This window comes from Variovorax sp. PMC12, assembly GCF_003019815.1.
Classification (GTDB): domain Bacteria; phylum Pseudomonadota; class Gammaproteobacteria; order Burkholderiales; family Burkholderiaceae_C; genus Variovorax.
In genome coordinates, this window is sequence record NZ_CP027773.1 from 3,441,133 (window position 1) to 3,460,595 (window position 19,463).

Consider the following 19,463-nt stretch of genomic DNA (forward strand, 5'->3'; position numbering starts at 1 on the left):
GGCTCTGTGCCTGAATGCGCCCGAACAAACTCGCAAGGAGTATTCATTCCGTGGGGCATGTTGGCAATCTCGCCTAAAGAGGTATGCCGTCGCCGAGCCAGCGCTGCTGCCGCCACGCCGGCGCGCTGGTTGCGAACAGCGGCGCGTGCGCGTCGAGCAGCGCCAGGTGCAGCGCCGCCGCCACGCGCTGGCGCTGGAAGCCCTCACGCAGCACACCCGTGCAGCCGTCGGGCGAGACCGGCTGGCCCATGAAGAGCCGCACGCCGGGGACGAAGCGCGCGCCGTTCTGCTGCCACCACGCGCGGACCTTGTCGATGTCGGGCCAGGGCAAGGCGATGTCCTCGGGCAGCTCCACGTTGTCGTCGTCGGGGTCGTCGGTCGGTCCGTCCTCGAAGCCGTCGGGCGGCGGAACCTCCATCTGCGCGAGGTTGAAGTCCACGCCCGTGATGGTCACGAAGGCCTCCGCCGCAATGCGCGCCGTGGCCGGCTGCGCCATCTGCTCGATGAGCCAGGGCACGTAGCGCGCGTCCCCGATGAAGCCCGAGCCGATGATGCGCAGGCGCTGCGCCTCGGGCAGCGCTGCGCTGTCGAGCAGCAGCGCATGGCCCGGTGCCGGCTCCATCGCCTGCAGCGCGAGCTGGAACGCGCGCGGCTGGCGCGGCCCGCTCTTCAGCGCAAAGGCCGAGAGCACATCGAGCGCCTGCGCCCGGTCGCCGAGCAGCACCGCCGCCCACGCGGCCCAGAAGCGCAGCTCGGGCTTGGCCTCTCCGAGCAGCGACCGGGCCTGCGACAGCAGATCGGCACGGCCCAGCTCGCCGGCTGCACGCAGCGCGCGGATGCGCACGCTGTCTGGCGCATCTGCGAGCAGCTGCCCAATCAAGGCGCCCGGATCACGCCGATGCAGCGCGCAGGCCGCCACGCCGAGCTTCTGCCGCAATGGCGATGCGTCTTCGAGCAAGGCCTTGACGCGGCCGCCCAGATACTTCGGCTCGACCCAGCCCAGCGCGGAGATCAGGCCGGGCACGACCTCGGGCAGGTCCTTGGCGCGCTCCACCAGATCGTCGAAGCGGCCATCGACCGCCTCGATGGCGAGCACGGCGGCGACGAAGAAGTCTTCGGGGCCTTCGTTGTCGGTGAGCGCCAGGGCATGCTGCCAGCCTTCATCGCCGGCAACGCGCAAGCCGTCGACGTGGGCGGCGAGGCGTTCGTCGAGGTCGGCGAACTGCTGGGGCGAGTAGTTGGGAGCGTGGACCGCGCTGGTGCGTTGGAGCCAGAGGAAGGAGGCTTCGTCGGCGTGTTCGACGACAACGGAAGACAGCGTGTCGGAGTCCACGGGCAAGCTCCTATTCGAAGTGCACCCGCACGATGGGCAGTGTCTCGTGCCAGGCGCAGCACAGATTGACGATCAGATCCCATGCTTCTGCGTCCGCGTTGTCCCAGATCCATTCGTAGTAGTGGATGGTGCGCGGATCGTTGAAGATGGCTTGCGCACCGCTGACTTCCACCGCATCCTCAGGGTCGGATCGATACGCAAGCGTCAACGCGTCCCACAACGCAAGGGTTTCGAGCAGGCCCTGCCCGACCTCGGGCTGCACCGGCTGTGCGAATTCGATCTCGACCAGCAAGGCATGGTTACCACCCAGGTTCTCCGGGAACTCAGCGGCGAACGGCGGTTCCTCCGGAGCGGCCGGACGCACGCCTCTCTCGCTCAGCAAGTCAAGCTCGCGCTGTCCCAGCATGGCATGCGCCGCGTGGAAAAGGACTTCGTGCTGACGGCAATCCGCCAGCATGCCACCCAGCACATCCAAGGCCGCAACAGGGAGATCCACGACTTGCAGCCGCGCCTGCAACGACCTACCGGCGACGCGAAGCTCGGCCGGCACAGCAGGAAGCCGCCTCCCCGGGAAGAAGAACCCCGCATCGACCGCATCGAGAAAGACGCGAACGCGCCGCTCCACGAGCCCGACCGATCCTTCCGGGCTTTGCTCCAGCATGGCCTGGAGCAGAACCAGGCCGCTGTAGCGCTCAGACGAAGAAGCGTCGAAGCCAGTCATGCGCCGCCTCCTCGGACATGCCTTTGATGAATATCTGGTCCAGCGCCTCGTCGGGCGCCACCACATGCGCGACAAGCTTGCCCACGGCGCCATAGATCGGCACGGTGTCTTGCCGATTCACGTCACCGATCTGCGGCGCATCGCCGGCGCGCAAGATCACGCCGGCCTTGCCGAGCGCAAGCGCGGACACCCCCAAGGGGGCACTTCGCTCAAGGGCTGCCAGACCGCCAAGCGCCGCCGCCGCATCGGCCCCGAGGAAGGTCAACCAATTGACGGCCGCGACACCATGCAGCGCTCCATTCGACATGCGCAAGGCGTCGCCGTAGCCGAGGCCTGGATACCGCAGCATCAGCGGTATCGACCATTGGAGGACTTTCCGATCCACCAATGAATCCGCGTCCTCCCAGAGCAAAGAGTAGCCGGCATATCCACTGTGAAGCGGGAGTTCGGCAAGCGCCTCCTGGGCCAGCGCGATCACCTGCTCGGGATGGTCGCCCCACTCGACGGGCAGCGACATGCGCAGCACAAAGCGCGACGGATCCAAGGGTCCGGCCAACGACATCCTTATCGCGGGCGACTGAATCTGGCCGGCCTTCTTGCCCGAATGCGCTCTGTGGCTCAGTATTTTGGTTGCGAGCATGTCCGGGTCCGAAAACCAGTGATTCGGTCCCTCAGTCGCCTTGGCATCCTGAACGCGGAAGCGCTTCATGTCGCCAGTGCGATAGAAACGCTGCTGATTGCCAAAGGCGTCCATGTACGCGCGCAGAAATCGCGCAAGGCCCGCTCCAATGTTCTCAGGCAAGCCGTAGGCAAATGCGACGATTTCGACGCAGGGCGTCGCCAAGCTCTCGCCATCGTCCATCAGGGTGAACAGGGACTCATCCATAAATTTTCCTTTCAGGTACACAGGCAGTCGGCGTCTTTGGCGTCCTTTGCCCCTTTTTTCCTGACCTTCATCTCCGTCAGCTTCTTGTCCGTCTCCGGGTGTGTTTTTCGCAGAATGTCTTGATTGTCCGTAGGCGAGTCATTGGGAAACTTCACCTCGACGATATGTTTCACATCGGCGAGTGTCAGCGCCTTTTTCCCAACGGCGACCCCTGCCTCGAGCAGGATGATGTCCCACCTGGCTTTTCCAAGACTACTGCTGACATCCTTGCCATATTTGCCGATGAGTTTCCCAACATTCGACTGCGAGACCTCCGTGAGCAGGCCTGGTCTGCCACCGCGCACACCGGCGACCTTGGGATCGATGATGTCGCGCATGCGGCGCTGGTATTGGTCAGTGGAAGCCTTCCCTGGCGGTAGTTTGGCGTCAGCCGCTTCCTTGTCTTTCAAGGCCTGGCACGCGGCTTCGCAAAGCTCTTGCGCCAGGGCAGCATCCCCCAAAGCAGCGATCAGCGGCTGCTGCGCAACCCCGCCCAGATTCGCCGCGTTCTCGGAGTTGTGGAACATCTTGTCCGTGAGCCGGGCCGTGTTCTTGCCGTCCATCTTCACGTCGAAGGAATAGAGGATCCAGGTCGCCTCCTTCATGAAGGTGCTGGACTTCACGCCGCCCGCCACGCCTGCGTTGTCACCGTTGGAAATGGCGAACTTCGAACCCTTGTTCGCAGCCATCGCCTTGTCGCCTTTGACGGTGCTGGTGCCGCTCGACAGCGTGATCGAATTGGCGATGTTCGGATAGGGAACCGGCACAGGACCACCGGGGCTCGGCGTCTTGCACACGTCGGGAATGGTCGCGGTGCTGATGCCGATGCTGAACTTGTGGACCAGCGTGAGGCTGGTTCCGTTGACCCTGATGGTGAGCGGCATGACTCAGCCTCCCATCGGTCCCGCGCAGCGCACCAGCACCGCACCGCGCTCGCCCGACTCGGAACTGCCCCAGACCATCGACACCGGCCCCTTGGCGTAGCGCTTGCGATTGGCGATGACAGCCAGCGCCATGTGCAGCGGCGGCCCCGCCGCACCCACGTCGCCCCAGCAGTCGGCTGGCGCGATGAAATCCGATGCCGAGCGGAAGTGTTCTCCGTGGCGCAGCGTGGCAAAGCCGAACTCGTCGGCCCGGTAGGGCTCTCCGTTGAGATCGCAGACCACGTTGTCGACTTGCTCGCCGGGCGCAAGGGCCCGCAGCGCGGCGCGGAAGGCCTGGGTCAAGCCCTCGCCGATGCACACCGTGTCCGTCTTGATGAGCCTGGACTCCATGCCGATGCCAACCGACACCAGTTCACCCAGTGGTGCGATGCCGCACAGCTGCGCCAGGCGAGGCGTTCCGAACAACACCGCGCCAGCTGCCTCGCCGGGGATGAAGCCCCAGGCATTGTTGAGCGGGCCGCCGCCGTGGAGTTGATCGCAGGCTTCGACCCATTCGAGCGTCTCGGGTGCGAGGTACGAGTCGGTGCCCGCCACCACACATGCATCGAAGGCATCACGCGCGCAACCGGCCTCGGCGGCCGCCACGGCCATGTGGCCTGCTGCATGGCCGACCTCGAAGCGGGCGATACGGGCGAATCGATCCCCCATGCGCTCCCGTATTGCCTGCAATACATCATCGGCCAAGCCATCAGGCTGCCCGGGGCGCGGTGGCGGCAGCGCCAGTGCAAGGCCGATGCGCGGCGACACGTTTCCGCCAAGCTGCGTCAACGGCGCCAACGCCTCCTCGATGGCCGGCAGCAGCAGTGCGCCCAGCCGCGCGGCACCGCCGAGGCCCACGTCGAGCCATGGCGCTCGCGAGATACGCATCGCCTCGCCGGCCGTGTCGACCATGTACGGGTGCTCGGAGAAGCCACACACGCCAGCGCGCGCCGCGGCGGCACTGGCCCACACATTGCGCCCTATCGGCGTGCTGGCGCCGAGCCCGAGGATCTGCAATGCGTTGACCGCCATGCTCAGGCCTCCATCGCCTGCTCCAGCGCGCTCTCGCCCAGGCGCAACAGCCTTTTCTCGACGATGCGCGTCTTCAGCAGCTTGTGAACCTTGGGATGGCAAGGCAAAGCGCTATGCCAGACCAGCGAAACACGCATCACCGCCGGCTCGAGGATCACCGTGTGCAACTGCGGTCGCTCATGCAGTACCTGCGTGCCGTCGGAGAAGAAGGTTTCGAAGCCCAGCAGCACGCGCGGCAGCGTGAAGCGGATATCGGACTGCTGCGCCAGATGCACCATCAACACCGGCTCTCCACCCACCAGAAACTGCGGCGCCTGCTGATCCCCCGGCGCGCACTGATAGTGCCGATCATCGAAATCCACCGGCAGCAACGGCATCCGGTCCCGCTGCCAAGTCTCGTCATACGTCCCCGCAAACCCCGCGCGCGGCTGCCAGTGATTGCACAGCGGTCCGAACCCCGCAGGCTCGGGCCTGTCGCTCCACGCCCGCACGCATTGATCCGGATACTCGATGTTCGGCAGCCGCACGCCTTCCGCATGCGCCGCTTCCAGTACAAAGCCGGTGCCCACCGGGTTGCGCACGTCGAACTGCGGCAACGGCGCGTCGCGCGTCCACGGGTCGATGCCGCCGTATGCGCGCTCCCACACCAGCGGCATGGTGCTGAAAGGCTCGGGCTCCGATGGCGCGCCGCCCAGCCACACGCGGTCGCCGGTCACGCGCAGGCGCTTGGCGATCGGGCCGACGCGCAGGCCCACGTCGAGCTGCGTCACGGGCACGCCGCCGGGCGCATGCGCGTTGCCGATCAGCAGCACGTCGGTCGTCTGCTTGGTGCGCACCAGGTCCATCTCGTAGAGCAGGCTGGGCCGGGGCGCGGCCTCGTCGACGAAGACGGGCGCCTGCGCGACGGGCGGTTGTCCGGCGGCGACGCTCGTCTGGCCATCGGGCGAGACATCGAAGCTGCACTTCACCGCCACGAGCCAGATCTCCGCGCCGTCGCGGTCGCGCACCCAGGTGCGTTCGGCGGCATAGGGTGTGCGGTTGTCGAGCTGCCACATGGCGGGTGCCTCGTTCGTCAGTTGATGCCCACGTAGGCACCCTTGACGCGGTTGGCGCCGCGCGAGCGCGTGAGCACGTAGTTGCCGTTGATCAGCACTTTTCCCGCGCGCGTGAGCACGATGCTGGCGTCGCCGCAGCGCAGCTCGATGCGCTCGCGCCCCTGCAGCACGACGCGCTCGCCGTCCACGCGCGCGTCCAGCGCGGGCGGTGGCTCTTTGCGCGGCGGCTGCACACGCCCGACAATGACCGGGCGCCGCACCTCGCCCTGCTCGAAGGCCACGACGATGGCCGCACCGGCATCGCCGGGCGCCAGGCCTACCGTGGAGAGCGCCTGCACCGGCGCCATGCCTTCGCCCAGCGTGACCAGGAAGCGCCCCTCGGCATCGAAGCCGGCGAAGGCGGCCACCGCCACGCCCTGGCCCGGCAGCTTCGACCAGGCCGCCACGCTGTGCAGCACGCTGCGCGCGCTCCGGAGATCGGTGTGGTCTTCCACGGCTCAGTCCTCCCCCAGGTTGGAGCCCTTGATCTTGATCGAGCCGCCGGCCTTGAACGACGCGGTGCCGTCGGCCTTGATGGTGATCTTGGCGCCCTTGATGGTGATGCCGCTGGCGTTCATGACGATCTTGCTGCCGCCCGCCTTGAGCATGATGGTGGGCGCCTCGACCATGCAGATCGCGCCCGCCTTGATCTTGATCGGCCCCTTCGATGTCTCGGCGATCACCGCCGCCGAGAGCTTGTGCGGGCCGCCGACCGTGATCGACTGCAGCGCGCCCACGTTGACCTTCTGCACGCCGCCCACGCTCACCATCTGCGCGCCGCCCACCGACACGGTCTGCACGCCGCCCACATTGATGGCCTCGCCCGCGCCCACGCTGTGCATGCGGCCCGCCCCCACGGTGTGCGCCTCCGCCACCGAGATGGTGGTGGTCTGCATGCCGTTGACGGTGTGGCTGCGCCCGCCGGTCACGGTGACGGTCTCGCCGCCGTTCACGGTCTCGGTGCGATGCCCGGTGATGGTGATGGTCTCGGTGCCGCCCACGGTCTCGCCGCGGTTGGAGCCTATGGAGATGGTCTGGTTGACGCCCACGTGCTGCGTCTGGTTGTTGCCCACGCTCTCCGAATCGTCCACGTCGACGGTGTCGGTGCGGCTGTTGTGCACGGTGGTCGTCTGGTTGTGCTCCACCGTGGTGTTCATGTCGTACTGGCCGTGGATGGTCACCTTCTCCTTGCCGGCGGTGTCGTCCATCGACAGTTCGTTGTAGCCCTTGCCCTTGTGCGTGTTCGACTTGATGCCGCTCACCACGGCGCCGGCCGGCAGGCCGAAGGGCGCCATCGATTCGCCGTTGTAGAAGCGCCCGACGATGATGGGCTGGTCGGGGTCGCCGTCCAGGAAATCGACGATCACTTCCTGGCCGATGCGCGGAATGCTGACCGCGCCCCAGCTCTTGCCGGCCCAGGGATGCGACACGCGCACCCAGCATGAGCTGTTCTCGTCGTTCTTGCCGTAGCGGTCCCAGTGGAACTGCACCTTCACGCGGCCGTGCTCCTCGGTCCAGATCTGCTCGCCGCTGCGGCCCGTGACGATGGCGCTCTGCGGGCCGGGCATGGTCACGCGCGGCGTCAGGCGCGGCGGGCGCCAGGGCGTGTTCAGCGGAATCACCGTGAGCAGGAAGCTGCTGCTCGCGCGCTGGCCGGTGCTCAGCGCGGGCGTCTGCGCGATCAGGTCGCCCACCAGTTCGCCCAGCCCGGTGTTGACGGGGTCGTCGGCCAGCGCGTCGTGCAGCACCGCGTCGATCGAGCGCCGGCTCTCGGGGAAGTTGGCGCCTTCGTAGCCGGGGTGGCTCGCGACGAAGGTGCACGCCGCGATCAGGTAGTCGCCGTCGCGCTTGCCGTCGGGGTCGCCCTTGAAGGCGAAGCTGCGCCCGGCGGTCACGTCGGGCCAGCCGGTCAGCGCCCAGTGGCGCTGGCGCCGGCCGATGAGTTCGTCGAGCCGCAGCTGCGCGAGGTTGTCGGTGTCGTCGCCCGACTGGTAGCCGCCCGGGAACTCGAACACTTCGAGGTCCGACAGCTCGTGCGTGTCGGGGTCGCCCTTGTCGGCGCGCAGCTGCTTGCTGATGACCTTGAAGTCCCGGTCGCGCGACGCGAACTTGCCCGATTCGAACTGGCGCGAGCTGATCCAGCGCGTGATCTCGTTGAAGCGCCCTTCCGATGCGCCGCGCTGCACGTGGTTCAGCGTGTCGGCGGCGGGCAGCTTCTCGTGCGCCAGCGTGCTGGTGTCCGAAAGGTACAGGGTGCCCGGCGCGTCGTGCGCGTCGAACCAGTAGTAGATGCCCTCTTCTTCCAGAAGGCGCGAAAGAAACTGGTAATCGCTCTCGCGGTATTGCACGCAGTACACGTGGGGCTCATGCGGGCCGACCACGCCGCCCGCCTTGAGCTTCTTGAGGCTGCCGACCGGGCTGTCGTCGAGCACCGCATCGATCACGCCCAGCACCGGCTTGTTCTGCAGGATGCGCGCGTTGACGCGCTTGCTCAGCAGCCAGAACCACGAGCGCAGGCTGATGCGGTATTCGAGGAAACGCCCGCTCTGCGCCACGCGCGTGAAGCGCACCGCATGCCCCTGGCAGTGCCGCTTGTGGGTGCCGCCGTCGGCGTCGGCGAACTCGATCACGACGTCGAAGGAGCGGCCCAGCACGTCCGCGGCTTCGATGCTTTCGTTGTCTGTCAGCACGGTGAGTTCGTAGGCCGACGGGCGCGCCAGCACCTCGTGGCCCACGATGCGCCAGAACATGAGCTTGTCGACTACGGGCGAATCGCCCTGGATGCTGAACTTGTGATCGGCCATGCCTTGCGCCCCTTTTCTTTCGTTCCCCTCCCGAATCGCACCGCCGGCCCGCCCATGCGGCGGCGCAGCCTTACGGCGCCAGCAGCAGCACCAGCGGCTGGCTCGGCACCGTTCGCACGCCCGGGCAGTTGGTGCTGTTCTGCAGCGACGTGCTGGTGAGCCGCGACGCGGGCATGCCCATCCACAGCACCGTGAAGGCGCCGGTGAGATGGCGGCTCGGCCCCATCACCGTGCCCGAGGCCACGCCCAGCATCACGCCCGCGTTGTCGCCGTTGGTCATGGGAATGGTGGTGCCGAGGTTGTGCGCCGGCCCGCCCATGATGAGGATCGTGGGGCAGTTCGGAATCGCCATCGGCCCCATCGCGATGTTCGGATACGGCACCGGAATGGGCGACGGCGCGGCGGGCGTGATGCAGACATCGGGAAAGCCCATGTCGGTGCCCATCAGCTGGCAGTTGGCGAACATTTCTTTTCTCTCCCCTTGCCGCTTCAACCGAAGTGGATCTGCGCGCCGCGCGCCTTGACGAGCTCGCGGCCGTTGACCAGCGTGTGCTCGCCTTCGAGCCGCAGCAGCTGCTTCGCCTCGCACTCCAGGTGCGTGGCCGCCACGCGGTCGATGCCGTCGGTGGTGCGCAGGTAGTGTTTGCTGAAGTGCTGCACGCGGTCCATCACCGACGACAGCACCGAGCCGACCAGCTTGATGCCGGTGCCCACCACGGTGAGCTGGCGGCCGACGACGTCCGCGGTGTCGGTGGCCAGGCGGGTGCGCCGGGTGGCCACGTCGAGCTCTTCGGCCGCGAGTTCGAGCCGGCCGCCTTCCACGGCGATGCGCATGTCGTTGCCTTCGCAGCTGACGACGTTGGCGGTGCCTTCCTCGCGCTGCAGCACGGCCATGACCCAGACTTCGTCGGGGGCGATGCGCAGGCAGGCGACGCTGTCGCCGGCGGCGGGTTCGAGCAGGCAGCTCGCCGCGCGCCGCGTGCGAAGCCGCAGGCCGCCGCTGTCGACGACGAGCGCGCCGACCTCGTCGCGGCCGAGCACGCCGACGCACCACTGGCCGGTGATGGCCTGGGCGGACGCCGGTTTCAGGCTGCTTGTCTTCATGGTGTGTTCCTCCGTTGCTTGGCTTCGATGTGGGGTCATGCGACCAGCGGCTGCCAGCGCTCGGACTTCTCCAGCTCCGGATCGCTTTCCATGGCGCGTGCGCGGTCGGTCATCTGCGCGTCCTGCGTATTGGCGCCATGCAGCACGGTGCGCATCAGCGTGGCGCGGCGCAGGTCGGCGGTGCCGAGGTCGGCATGGCGGAAATCGGCATAGGTGAGTTCGGCGCCCGTGAAGTTGGCGCCGCGCAGCTTCGCGCCCGCGAAGTGCGTCTGGTACAGGTCGCAGCCCGAGAAGTCGGCCTGCGGCAGCGTGGCCCCGGTGAACAGCGCCTGCCTTAGCTGCGCGCCGGAGAAGTCGCAACCGGTGCCGCTCGCCTCGCAGAAGATCGACGAGGGCGCCACCGCCTTCGCGAACTTCGCGCCGTCGAGCCGCGCGGCCTGGAAGTTGCACTGCCGCAGCACGATGCCGCTGAAGTCCGCGCCGCCCAGGTCGGCGGACGAGAACTGGCAGCCCTCCAGCGCCAGCCCCGCGAACGACATGCCCTTCAGCGAGGTCTTGAAGAACACGTTGCGCAGCATGCGCGCGCCGGTCCATGTGAGGTGGGACAGGTCGCACTCGTTCACCGTGGTGTAGTGCCAGCTGGTGTCGTCCGCGCACACGTCCAGCAGCACCGACTGGCTGAGCACGGCCGAGTCGAGCTGCGCGCCGCGCAGTACCGCATGGTCGAGCCGGCACTTCGCGACGGTGGCCATGGTGAGCACGCTGCCGGCCAGCTGCGCGTGCGTCAGGTCGCATTCGGTGAACACAGCGCCGTGCAGGTTGGCCTCGCGCAGGTCGACGTGGTCGAGCAGGCAGCGGTTGAACACGGCCTTGCGAAGGTTCGCGCCGGAGACGAGCGCGCCGCGCAGGTCGCACTGGTCGAACACGGTCTCGCGCAGGTCTGCCGCGCGCAGGTCGGCTTCGGCAAGGTTGACCCTGGAGAACACGCCGCCGCCCAGCGGCAGTTTCGCGAACTGGCCCTTGCGCAGGTCGAGGCCTTCCAGCGTCTCTCCGACGCCGACGGCAATGGCGAGCAATAGGGGTGTCATGCCGCGGCCTGCTGTTCAGGGGTGAGACGGGGCCAGGTGCGCGCGCGCTGGAGCAGCGCGCCGTCGAAGCTGGTCGAGCCGTCGAGCCGCACGCGGCTCAGGTCGGCGCCGAAGAGGTTGCTGCGCCGCAGGTCGGCGCCGCGCAGGTCGGCCGACTGGAACACCGCGTCGCTGAAGTTCACGCCCGACAGCAGCGCTCCGGTGCACACGGCCTTGCGCATCAGCACGCCCTTGGCGCTGGCCAGCCGCAGGTCGGCCCCCTCGAGCCGCGCGTCGCAGAGGTTGGCGCCGTCGAGCACGGCACGCACCAGCTTCGCGCCGCGCAGGTCGGAGGCGCCGAAGTTGAAGTTGCGCAGGTCGGCCAGGCCCATCTCGGCATCGGCGAGGCTGGTGCCCTTCACGGCCACGGCACCGGCGCACTTCGCGCCCATGAGCCGGGCGGCATCGAGCTTGCAGGTGACGAAGGTGGCGGCTGCGAGCGTGGCTTCGTGCATGTCCACGCCGGTGAGGTCGCATTCGATGAAGTTGCAGGCCGACAGGTCGGCCTCGGGCCAGCGCATGCCCTTGAGGTCGAGCTTGTGGAAGACCTGGCCCGCGAGCAGCGCGCCGGTCCAGTCCGCCTCGCCCCAGGAGGTGTCGAGCAGCCGGGCTTTCGTGAAGTTGGCGCGCCGCATCTGCGTGCTGCCGAAGGCGCAATGCATGAGCGTGGCCTGCGAGAAATCGCAGCCGTCGAACACGCCGCGCGCGAGCCGCGCCTTGCCGAGGTTGGCCTCGCGAAAGCCGGCGCCGATGGCGATGGCGCCTTCGAGGTTCGCATGCGCGAGCACCGCCCCCGAAAAAATGGCGCCCGAGAGGTTGGCGTTGCTGAAGTCGGCGCTCTCCAGCCATGCGCCTTCGAAGTTGACCTCGCGCAGGTCGAGGCCCGAGAAGTCGGCTCCCGTGAAATCGGCGCGCGGGAACAGCCTGATGCCGGCCGCGATGGCGCGCGTCATTTCCGCGCGCAATGCCGCCGCCGCATCGGCCGGCATCGCAAAGGCCGGCGGCTGCACATGCGCGGACTGCAGGTAGCCCTTGCGCTGCACTTCCTCGAGCTCGCAGAGCCTGCCGAACATCGGCATCAGGTCGACCTTGCGGGTGCTGCCTGCCGCCTGCGCCTGCATCTCGGCCAGGTGCTTCTCGGCGCTGTAGAGCGGCGGGCCGCGGTGCTGAACCTTGGCAAGGTCGATGCGGTGCTGCTGCGCCGCTTCCAGCGCCTTCTCGAGCACGGTCACGGCGTCTTCCACGGCGGCCCAGCCCTGGGCGTCGGCCTCCTTCATCTTCTTCTCGAGGTACGGGGGCAGCGCGTCGCCCACCGGCACCTTCTCGCGCGGCGGCATCCTGATGCCGAGCGCGTCGGGGTCCTTGCCCATTTCCACGGCCTTGTCGCGCGCGAACTCGACGTCCATCTCGGCCCGGCGGTACTGTGCCTCGCCCTGCAGGCCGTCCAGGCCGAACGGCGCCTTGGCGGCTTCCACGTCGGGGTCGAGCGTGCCGATCCCGTCGGGCAGCAGGTCGCTGTCGATGATGGCGTGGACGGGGCCCATCTTCGGGTCGGCGCGTCTGGCGGCGGCTTCGAGGTAGTGCGCGTCACTGCGCGGCTCGCCGGTGCGCTCCACCGCGCCCATCAGGCTGGCCACGTCGGAGCCGTCGTCGGTGCCGACCTCGGCCAGCCCCTGGAAGATCGCGATGCAGCGCTCCGCGTGCGGGAAGAACCACACGGTGGTCAGCCGCAGCGGCACTTCGCGCACCTTGGGCTCGCTGCTGCCGGCGATCCTGTAGCCGACGAACACGCGCGCGCGCAGGCCCGGCAGGCGGCCTTCGATGCGCGGCTTCTGCGGGTGCATGTTGTCGAAGGCGAAGGGCTCGTCGCCGGCGAGCGGCGCGGCCATCCACTGGTCGGGAGGCGCGAGGTTGAAGTAGCGCCAGTCGGTGTCGGGCGCAAAGCCCGGCGCATGCAGCTTCAGGTAGTCGGCGTCGTAGGTGCCGCGGTATTGCGCGCGCTGCGGATGCATCAGGTCGAGCGCGCCGAAGCCGGCCGGCGCAATGGCCTGGTCGGGCCGCAGCAGGCGGTCTTGCGGCAGCTCGGTGTTCGGCAGCCACAGGACGCCGTCGCGCGCCTGCCGGCCCCGGCCTTGCGGGTTCTGCGCGAAATCGGCGCCGCCGTAGGCGGCGGCCCAGTCGAGCGGCAGCGACTCGAAGGGCCGCGGCGCGCTGGCGCGCGTGCCCTCCCAGTGCCGCTCGCCGAAGACGAGCAGCGTCTTCTCGCACGCGCCGAAGCGCGCGCGCACCGCGCAGGCTTCGGGCCGGCCGGGCGGCGCGAAGGCCTTGCCGTGCACCAGGAACTCGGGCGTGAGCTTGGCAACGCCTTCGTCGATCAGCGGCTGCGCCATTTCCTTCGCCAGAAAGGACCACATCGACTGCTCGGCCCACAGCGTGCCGCGCTCGCCCTGCGCGAAAGGCAGGTGCAGGTACGCGCTGACGCTGAGTCCGAACCGCTTGCGGAACTCGATGGGCCGCGTCGAGAGGCCGAGCGCCTGGGGCTTGAGGACTTGCATTCGGCGCCCCGGCTAGTCGCCTTCGGGCTCGCGCTCTTCGGGCGGCCGGGCCGAGCCGTCGGGCTCGACGGCGTTGTTGACCTTGCCCAGGTCGGCGGTGCCGCTGGGGTCGCTGGAAAAGACCTCCGCGAGCGGCAGCCCCAGGCCCATGACCGGCACCAGCCCGAGGATGGCGTCGGTGCGCCGGTTGCGGGCCTTGCCCGCCAGCGCCCGCAGCCGGTCTTCCAGGCTGTGCAGGCCTTCGGCATGCGCGTCGTCGGCGGCCTTGCCCAGGGCATCGGCCGCATCGGCGTACTGCTTGAGCGTGGCGCCGATGTCGACGTAGGCCGAGGCGGCACCCGCCACCGCGGCCAGTCCGCCGGCCACCGCGGCTGCCCCGGCGCCCGCGCCGCCGGCCCCCGGTGTGAAGGTGTGCAGCGCCGATTGCTTCACATCCATCGCCACCGCCGCGATGTCGGGCGCCGCGCAGTTGGTGAGCTTCACGCCCGCGGTGTTCTCGATGTTCACGCCCAGCACGTTGGCCATGGCCAGCGCCAGCGCGTTCTCGATGCTCATGCCGATGAAGGTCGAGCGCGTCACGCCCATGTTGGCTTCGCTGTTGGTGCCGATGTAGCCGCTCGAATTGGAGCCCAGCACCGTGGTGTTCGAGCCGATGGAGGTGGCGTTGATGTCGCCCACCGCCATCATCTCGATCTTGGTGTTGCTCACCAGCTTGATCTTGTCGGCCATCAGCCCCAGCGGGCCGCTGGGCACGGTGATGTACTTGGAGCTCGCGCCCGTCACCAGCCAGTCGATGTGGCCGGCCTCGAAGCTCATCTTCGCCGCCTTGTAGGTGAGGTTCCCGCTGACGGTGATGGTCTGGTTGCCGGTCACGTTGCGGGTTTCGCCGGCGCGCGAGGTGTCGGTGCGCGCACCGGTCACGTCGCTCAGGCTGGTGCCCGTGACCATGGTCTTGTCGTCGGCGTCGACGAAGGTGGTGCGGTTGCCCACCACCTGGTTGTTCTGGTTGCCCTTGACGGTGTTCTTCTGGTCGACCACCACCATGTTGGTGTCGTTACGCGTGACGGTGCTCTTGCGGTCGCGGTCGACCAGGCTGGTCTGGTCGCGCTTGACGGTGACGGTCTGGTCGCGGTCGATGGTGGTCGAGTCGTCGCGCTCCACGCTGCGGCTCATGTCGAGCTCGGCGTGGATGTTGATGTTCTCCTCGCCCTTCTTGTCCTCGAACATGATCTCGTTGTAGTTCGCGGGACCGCCGCCGGGCGTGGAGCGGGTCTTGAAGCCGCTCTGCGTGGGCGACTTGTACGGAATGGGCTGCTCGTCGTTGTAGACGCGCCCGACGATGACCGGCCGGTCGGGGTCGCCGTTGAGGAAGTCGACGATCACCTCCTGCCCGATGCGCGGAATGAAATAGCCGCCCCAGCCTTTGCCGCCCCAGGGCTGCGACACGCGCACCCAGCAGGTCGACTTCTCGTTGCTCTCGTCGTAGCGGTCCCAGTGGAAGTGCACCTTCACGCGGCCGTGGTCGTCCACGTGCAACTCGTCGCCCTTGGGTCCGACCACGATGGCGGTCTGCGGGCCCGGCATGACCGGGCGCGGCGTGAGGCGCGGCGCGCGGAACGGCCGCTCGGCGGGCATCACGGTGAGCAGGAAGGCGCTGGCGCCGGTCTGTCCGGCCACCATCGCGGGCGTGGCGGCGATCAGGTCCTCGAGCACCTGCAGCGTGTCGGCGTTGACGGCGTCGTCGCGCAGCACCTCGGCCAGCGCCGCCTGCACCGGCCGCGCGGCCGAGCCCGCGCTCACGCCCTCGTAGCCGCGATGGCTGGCGACGAAGGTGCAGGCCGCGATGATGTAGTCGCCGTTGCGCGTGCCGTCGGGGTCGCCCTCGAACTTGAAGCTGCGGCCGGCTGCGGCGTCGGGCCACGGCGTCAGCGCCCAGTGGCGATCGCGGCGCGCATTGAGTTCGTCGCCGCGCAGCTTGGCGCGGCTTTCCCCGTCGTCGCCGGTGAAGTAGCCGCCGGGGAACTCGAACATCTCGAGCGTGGCCAGCTCGTGTTCGTCCGATGCATCGATGTCGGCGCCGAGCTTTTTCTTTATGGCCTTGAAGTCGCTGTCGCGCGACGCATGCTTGCCGGTGTCGAACTGCCGCCCGCTCACCCAGCGCGACACTTCGTTGAAGCGCGCCTCGGCCGCGTCGGTGGCCATGTGGTGCAGGGTGTCGTTGGCGGGCAGCTTCTCGTGGGCGATGTCGCTGGCGTCCGACAGGTGCATGGTGCCGGGGGCGTCGTGCGCGTCGAACCAGTAGTACACGCCCTCGTCCTCCAGCAGGCGCGAGAGGAAGCCGTAGTCGCTTTCCTGGTGCTGCACGCAGTAGCGGCGCGGGTTGTGGGTGCCGATGACGTTGTCGGCCCTGGTTTTCTTGAAGCGCTTGATGGGGCTGTCCTCGAACACGGCATCGAGCACTTCGAGCACTTTCTTTTCCTGCAGGATGCGCGAGTTCCTGCGCTTGGTGAGCAGCCAGAACCAGGAGCGCAGGGCGATGCGGTATTCGTAGTGCCGTCCCACGTGGCCCGTGCGCACGAAGCGCACGGCATGGCCCTGGCAGTGGCGCTCATGGGTGCCGCCGTCCGCGTCCTTGAATTCGATGACGACGTCGAATGCACGCCCGAGGATGTCCTTGGCGTCGATGGCCTTGTTCTTCGACAGCACCGTGAGTTCGTAGGCCGACGGGCGAGCGAGTGCTTCGTGGCCGACGATGCGCCAGAACATCAGGTCGTCCTTGGCGGGGGAGTCGGTCTCTATGCGGAACTCGTTGTCGGCCATCTTTTTCTCTTTTGGTCTTTTTTAAAGCGCTTGTTTCGGGGTGCGTGCACAGGGCACCGGGTACTCCCCTCCGCGAATGTCCCCCGGGCTTCGCCCTCCTCCTTTATTTCGCTGCGGGGAGCACCCGGTGCCCTGTGCACAACGAGCGCTGCCGTTGTGTCGTTCGATCAACCAGTGCTCTGAACAACGCTCACGCCGGCGGGGTGCCTTGCGCAGCGAAATAAAGGGGGAGGCCGCAGGCCGGAGGACATTCGCGGAGCAAGGTACCCCGTCGGCGTGAGCGCGCCCCGAACAACCAACACCCGAAGCCGAAAAGCAGACAGTCATTTCAGTCAAAGGCATAAGTGAAGTCAGCGTCCTTCACATCCAGCGCCACCCGCCGGATCTCGCCACCCGAAGCCAGCCGCTGCAAATACTCGACAGAGATCGTCGGCAGAACGGTGTTGGTGAGGATCGCGTCGATCACCCGCCCGCCCGACTCCGGGTCCTGGCAACGCGCCACCACCTGGTCGACCACCGCGTCGCTGTAGTCGAAGGGCACGCCGTGGTTGGCTTCCACGCGCTTCTTGATCCGGCCCAGCTGCAGCCGCACGATCTTCTTCATCATGTCCGGCGACAGCGGGTAGTAGGGAATGGTGACGATGCGGCCCAGCAGCGCGGGCGGAAACACCTTCATCAGCGGCGCCTTCAGCGCATCTGCCAGCGCGTTGGAGTCCGGCAGCAACTCAGGGTCGCGGCACATGCTCATCACCAGTTCGCTGCCGGCGTTGGTGGTCAGCAGGATGATGGTGTTCTTGAAATCGATCATGCGGCCCTCGCCGTCTTCCATCCAGCCCTTGTCGAACACCTGGAAGAAGATCTCGTGCACGTCGGGGTGGGCCTTCTCCACCTCGTCGAGCAGCACCACGCTGTAGGGCCGGCGGCGCACCGCCTCGGTCAGGATGCCGCCCTCGCCGTAGCCCACGTAGCCCGGCGGCGCGCCCTTGAGCGTGGAGACGGTGTGCGCCTCCTGGAACTCGCTCATGTTGATGGTGATGATGTTCTGCTCGCCGCCGTACAGCGCCTCGGCCAGCGCGAGCGCGGTCTCGGTCTTGCCCACGCCCGAGGTGCCGCAGAGCATGAACACGCCGATGGGCTTCTGCGGGTTGTCCAGCCGCGCGCGCGAGGTCTGGATGCGGCGCGCGATCATCTCCAGCCCGTGCTTCTGGCCGATCACGCGCTGGTTGAGCGTGTCGGCGAGCTTGAGGACCGCCTCGACTTCGTTCTTGACCATGCGGCCGACGGGAATGCCGGTCCAGTCGGCCACGACCGAGGCCACGGCCTGTTCGTCGACCGAAGGCAGGATGAGCGGCGACTCGCCCTGCACCGCCTGAATCCTGGCTTGCAGTTCGTGCAGCTCCGCCAGCAGCGCCGCCCGGTCCTCGCCCCCGGCGCCCGGCGCATCCACCGGCTTGTTGCCCGCCCGCAGCTTCGCACGCAACTCCAGCAGCCGATCGACCAGCCCCTTCTCCTCCTGCCAGCGCGCGTTCAGCGCATCGAGCTGCACCTTCGACTCGGCCAGCAGCGCGGCAACCTGCGCCGCCCGCTTCGTCACATCGATGCCGATGGCTTCCTCGCGGCCGATGATCTCCTGCTCGACCGTGAGCCCCTCGATGCGGCGCATGCAGTCTTCCACCTCGGGCGGCGTCGCGTGCTGCGACACCGCCACGCGCGCGCAGGCGGTGTCGAGCAGGCTCACGGCCTTGTCGGGCAACTGGCGCGCGGGAATGTAGCGGTGGCTCAGCTTCACCGCCGCCTCGATGGCTTCGTCGAGCAGCTGCACGCGATGGTGCTTCTCCAGCACGCTGGCCACGCCGCGCAACATGAGGATGGCCTTGGTCTCGTCGGGCTCGGGCACCTGCACCACCTGGAAGCGCCGCGTGAGTGCCGGGTCTTTCTCGATGTACTTCTTGTACTCGGCCCAGGTGGTGGCGCCGATGGTGCGCAGGTTGCCGCGCGCCAGCGCGGGCTTCAGCAGGTTGGCCGCATCGCCGGTGCCGGCCGCGCCGCCGGCACCCACCAGCGTGTGGATCTCGTCGATGAACAGGATGATGGGCGTGGGCGAGCTCTGCACCTCGTCGATCACCTGGCGCAGCCGCTGCTCGAACTCGCCCTTCATGCTCGCGCCGGCCTGCAGCAGGCCGATGTCGAGCGTGAGCAGCTTCACGTCCTTCAGCTGCGGCGGCACGTCGCCGCGCGCCAGGCGCTGCGCGAAGCCTTCGACCACCGCGGTCTTGCCCACGCCGGCCTCGCCGGTGAGCAGCGGGTTGTTCTGACGCCGGCGCATGAGGATGTCGACGATCTGGCGGATCTCTTCGTCGCGGCCCGTCACCGGGTCCATCTCGCCCTTCTTGGCCTTCTCGGTGAGGTCGACCGCGAACTTCTTCAGCGCATCGCCCTTGCCCATGGCGGCCGGGGCCATCGCGCCGGAATCTTCGCCCGGCGCGCCGCTGCCCATGCCGGTGCCGTCCTGCGCGCGCATCTGCGCCTCGGGCGATGCGTCGCAGATCTTCGCGAAGTTGTCGGCCAGGTCCTCGACCTTCACTTTCTCGAACTGCTTCGACAGGCCGAACAGCGGATTGCGCAGGCTCTGCGTCTTGAGCATGCCCACCAGCAGGTAGCCGGTGCGCACCTGCGCCTCGCCGAACTGCAGGGTGGCATAGGTCCACGCGCGCTCGATGGCGTTCTCGATGTGCGGGGAGAAATCGCTGATGGCGGTGGCGCCGCGCGGCAGGCGGTCGAGCGCGGCTGTCATGTCCTTGGCGATCACCGACACGTCCAGGCCGTAGTGCTGGATCACGCGATGCAGGTCGGAGTCCTGCGCCTGCAGCAGCTGCGCGAACCAGTGCTCCAGCTCCACGTACGGGTTGCCGCGCATCTTGCAGAACACGGTGGCGCCTTCGATGGCCTTGTAGGCCAGCGAATTGAGCTTGCCGAAAAGCGCGGTGCGGCTGATTTCACTCATGGGGAACTCCGTATCTCTTCT

Annotated in this window: 14 protein-coding genes; all 14 read right to left on the bottom strand. The window is 67.9% G+C overall.

The annotated features are described in order from the left end of the window. Positions 1-73: 73 nt before the first annotated feature. Entirely contained in the window at positions 74-1,333 is a 1,260-nt protein-coding gene (locus tag C4F17_RS16000) for a TIGR02270 family protein (protein ID WP_234382121.1), read from the bottom strand. 10 nt (positions 1,334-1,343) lie between these two features. Continuing rightward, complete coding sequence (locus C4F17_RS16005; RefSeq protein WP_106935896.1) at positions 1,344-2,054, bottom strand: hypothetical protein; 711 nt, start codon at positions 2,052-2,054, stop codon at positions 1,344-1,346. Beyond that, entirely contained in the window at positions 2,026-2,940 is a 915-nt protein-coding gene (locus C4F17_RS16010; RefSeq protein ID WP_106935897.1) for a type VI immunity family protein, read from the bottom strand. The genes C4F17_RS16005 and C4F17_RS16010 overlap by 29 nt, the downstream gene beginning before the upstream one ends. An 11-nt stretch (positions 2,941-2,951) precedes the next feature. After that, entirely contained in the window at positions 2,952-3,863 is a 912-nt protein-coding gene (locus tag C4F17_RS16015) for a DUF4150 domain-containing protein (protein WP_106935898.1), read from the bottom strand. A 3-nt stretch (positions 3,864-3,866) separates the two neighbouring features. After that, positions 3,867-4,934, bottom strand: a complete 1,068-nt coding sequence (locus C4F17_RS16020; protein ID WP_106935899.1) for a beta-ketoacyl synthase — start codon at positions 4,932-4,934, stop codon at positions 3,867-3,869. Between the two features lie 2 nt (positions 4,935-4,936). Further along, on the bottom strand, positions 4,937-5,989 hold the full coding sequence (locus tag C4F17_RS16025; protein WP_106935900.1) for a DUF2169 family type VI secretion system accessory protein: 1,053 nt from the start codon (positions 5,987-5,989) through the stop codon (positions 4,937-4,939). A gap of 17 nt (positions 5,990-6,006) precedes the next feature. Next, the gene (locus C4F17_RS16030) at positions 6,007-6,483 is read right to left on the bottom strand and encodes a DUF6484 domain-containing protein (RefSeq protein WP_106935901.1); all 477 of its coding nucleotides are present in this window, start codon (positions 6,481-6,483) and stop codon (positions 6,007-6,009) included. Between the two features lie 3 nt (positions 6,484-6,486). Next, the gene (locus C4F17_RS16035; protein WP_106935902.1) at positions 6,487-8,832 is read right to left on the bottom strand and encodes a type VI secretion system Vgr family protein; all 2,346 of its coding nucleotides are present in this window, start codon (positions 8,830-8,832) and stop codon (positions 6,487-6,489) included. A gap of 70 nt (positions 8,833-8,902) precedes the next feature. Then, the gene (locus C4F17_RS16040) at positions 8,903-9,298 is read right to left on the bottom strand and encodes a DUF4150 domain-containing protein (protein WP_081268481.1); all 396 of its coding nucleotides are present in this window, start codon (positions 9,296-9,298) and stop codon (positions 8,903-8,905) included. 23 nt (positions 9,299-9,321) lie between these two features. Beyond that, positions 9,322-9,936, bottom strand: a complete 615-nt coding sequence (locus C4F17_RS16045) for a DUF3540 domain-containing protein (RefSeq protein WP_106935903.1) — start codon at positions 9,934-9,936, stop codon at positions 9,322-9,324. Positions 9,937-9,971: 35 nt separating this feature from the next. Next, positions 9,972-11,024: a pentapeptide repeat-containing protein gene (locus C4F17_RS16050; protein WP_106935904.1), complete on the bottom strand. Its 1,053-nt coding sequence runs from the start codon at positions 11,022-11,024 to the stop codon at positions 9,972-9,974. Next, positions 11,021-13,618, bottom strand: coding sequence for a DUF2169 family type VI secretion system accessory protein (locus tag C4F17_RS16055; protein WP_106935905.1), 2,598 nt, complete (start codon positions 13,616-13,618; stop codon positions 11,021-11,023). The genes C4F17_RS16050 and C4F17_RS16055 overlap by 4 nt, the downstream gene beginning before the upstream one ends. A 12-nt stretch (positions 13,619-13,630) precedes the next feature. Continuing rightward, the gene (locus C4F17_RS16060) at positions 13,631-16,438 is read right to left on the bottom strand and encodes a type VI secretion system Vgr family protein (RefSeq protein WP_106935906.1); all 2,808 of its coding nucleotides are present in this window, start codon (positions 16,436-16,438) and stop codon (positions 13,631-13,633) included. Positions 16,439-16,766: 328 nt separating this feature from the next. After that, positions 16,767-19,442 carry a type VI secretion system ATPase TssH gene (tssH, locus tag C4F17_RS16065; protein WP_081271171.1) on the bottom strand — a complete coding sequence of 892 codons (2,676 nt, stop codon included), beginning with the start codon at positions 19,440-19,442 and terminating at the stop codon, positions 16,767-16,769. Positions 19,443-19,463 lie beyond the last annotated feature (21 nt).

What these genes read in the sequence shown, in the direction of transcription:
- C4F17_RS16020 (WP_106935899.1), bottom strand. Translation starts at nt 4,934, where the DNA reads ATGGCGGTCAACGCATTGCAGATCCTCGGGCTCGGCGCCAGCACGCCG.
- C4F17_RS16025 (WP_106935900.1), bottom strand. Translation starts at nt 5,989, where the DNA reads ATGTGGCAGCTCGACAACCGCACACCCTATGCCGCCGAACGCACCTGG.
- C4F17_RS16040 (WP_081268481.1), bottom strand. Translation starts at nt 9,298, where the DNA reads ATGTTCGCCAACTGCCAGCTGATGGGCACCGACATGGGCTTTCCCGAT.
- tssH (WP_081271171.1), bottom strand. Translation starts at nt 19,442, where the DNA reads ATGAGTGAAATCAGCCGCACCGCGCTTTTCGGCAAGCTCAATTCGCTG.
- C4F17_RS16005 (WP_106935896.1), bottom strand. Translation starts at nt 2,054, where the DNA reads ATGACTGGCTTCGACGCTTCTTCGTCTGAGCGCTACAGCGGCCTGGTT.
- C4F17_RS16055 (WP_106935905.1), bottom strand. Translation starts at nt 13,618, where the DNA reads ATGCAAGTCCTCAAGCCCCAGGCGCTCGGCCTCTCGACGCGGCCCATC.
- C4F17_RS16045 (WP_106935903.1), bottom strand. Translation starts at nt 9,936, where the DNA reads ATGAAGACAAGCAGCCTGAAACCGGCGTCCGCCCAGGCCATCACCGGC.
- C4F17_RS16060 (WP_106935906.1), bottom strand. Translation starts at nt 16,438, where the DNA reads ATGGCCGACAACGAGTTCCGCATAGAGACCGACTCCCCCGCCAAGGAC.
- C4F17_RS16015 (WP_106935898.1), bottom strand. Translation starts at nt 3,863, where the DNA reads ATGCCGCTCACCATCAGGGTCAACGGAACCAGCCTCACGCTGGTCCAC.
- C4F17_RS16035 (WP_106935902.1), bottom strand. Translation starts at nt 8,832, where the DNA reads ATGGCCGATCACAAGTTCAGCATCCAGGGCGATTCGCCCGTAGTCGAC.
- C4F17_RS16010 (WP_106935897.1), bottom strand. Translation starts at nt 2,940, where the DNA reads ATGGATGAGTCCCTGTTCACCCTGATGGACGATGGCGAGAGCTTGGCG.
- C4F17_RS16050 (WP_106935904.1), bottom strand. Translation starts at nt 11,024, where the DNA reads ATGACACCCCTATTGCTCGCCATTGCCGTCGGCGTCGGAGAGACGCTG.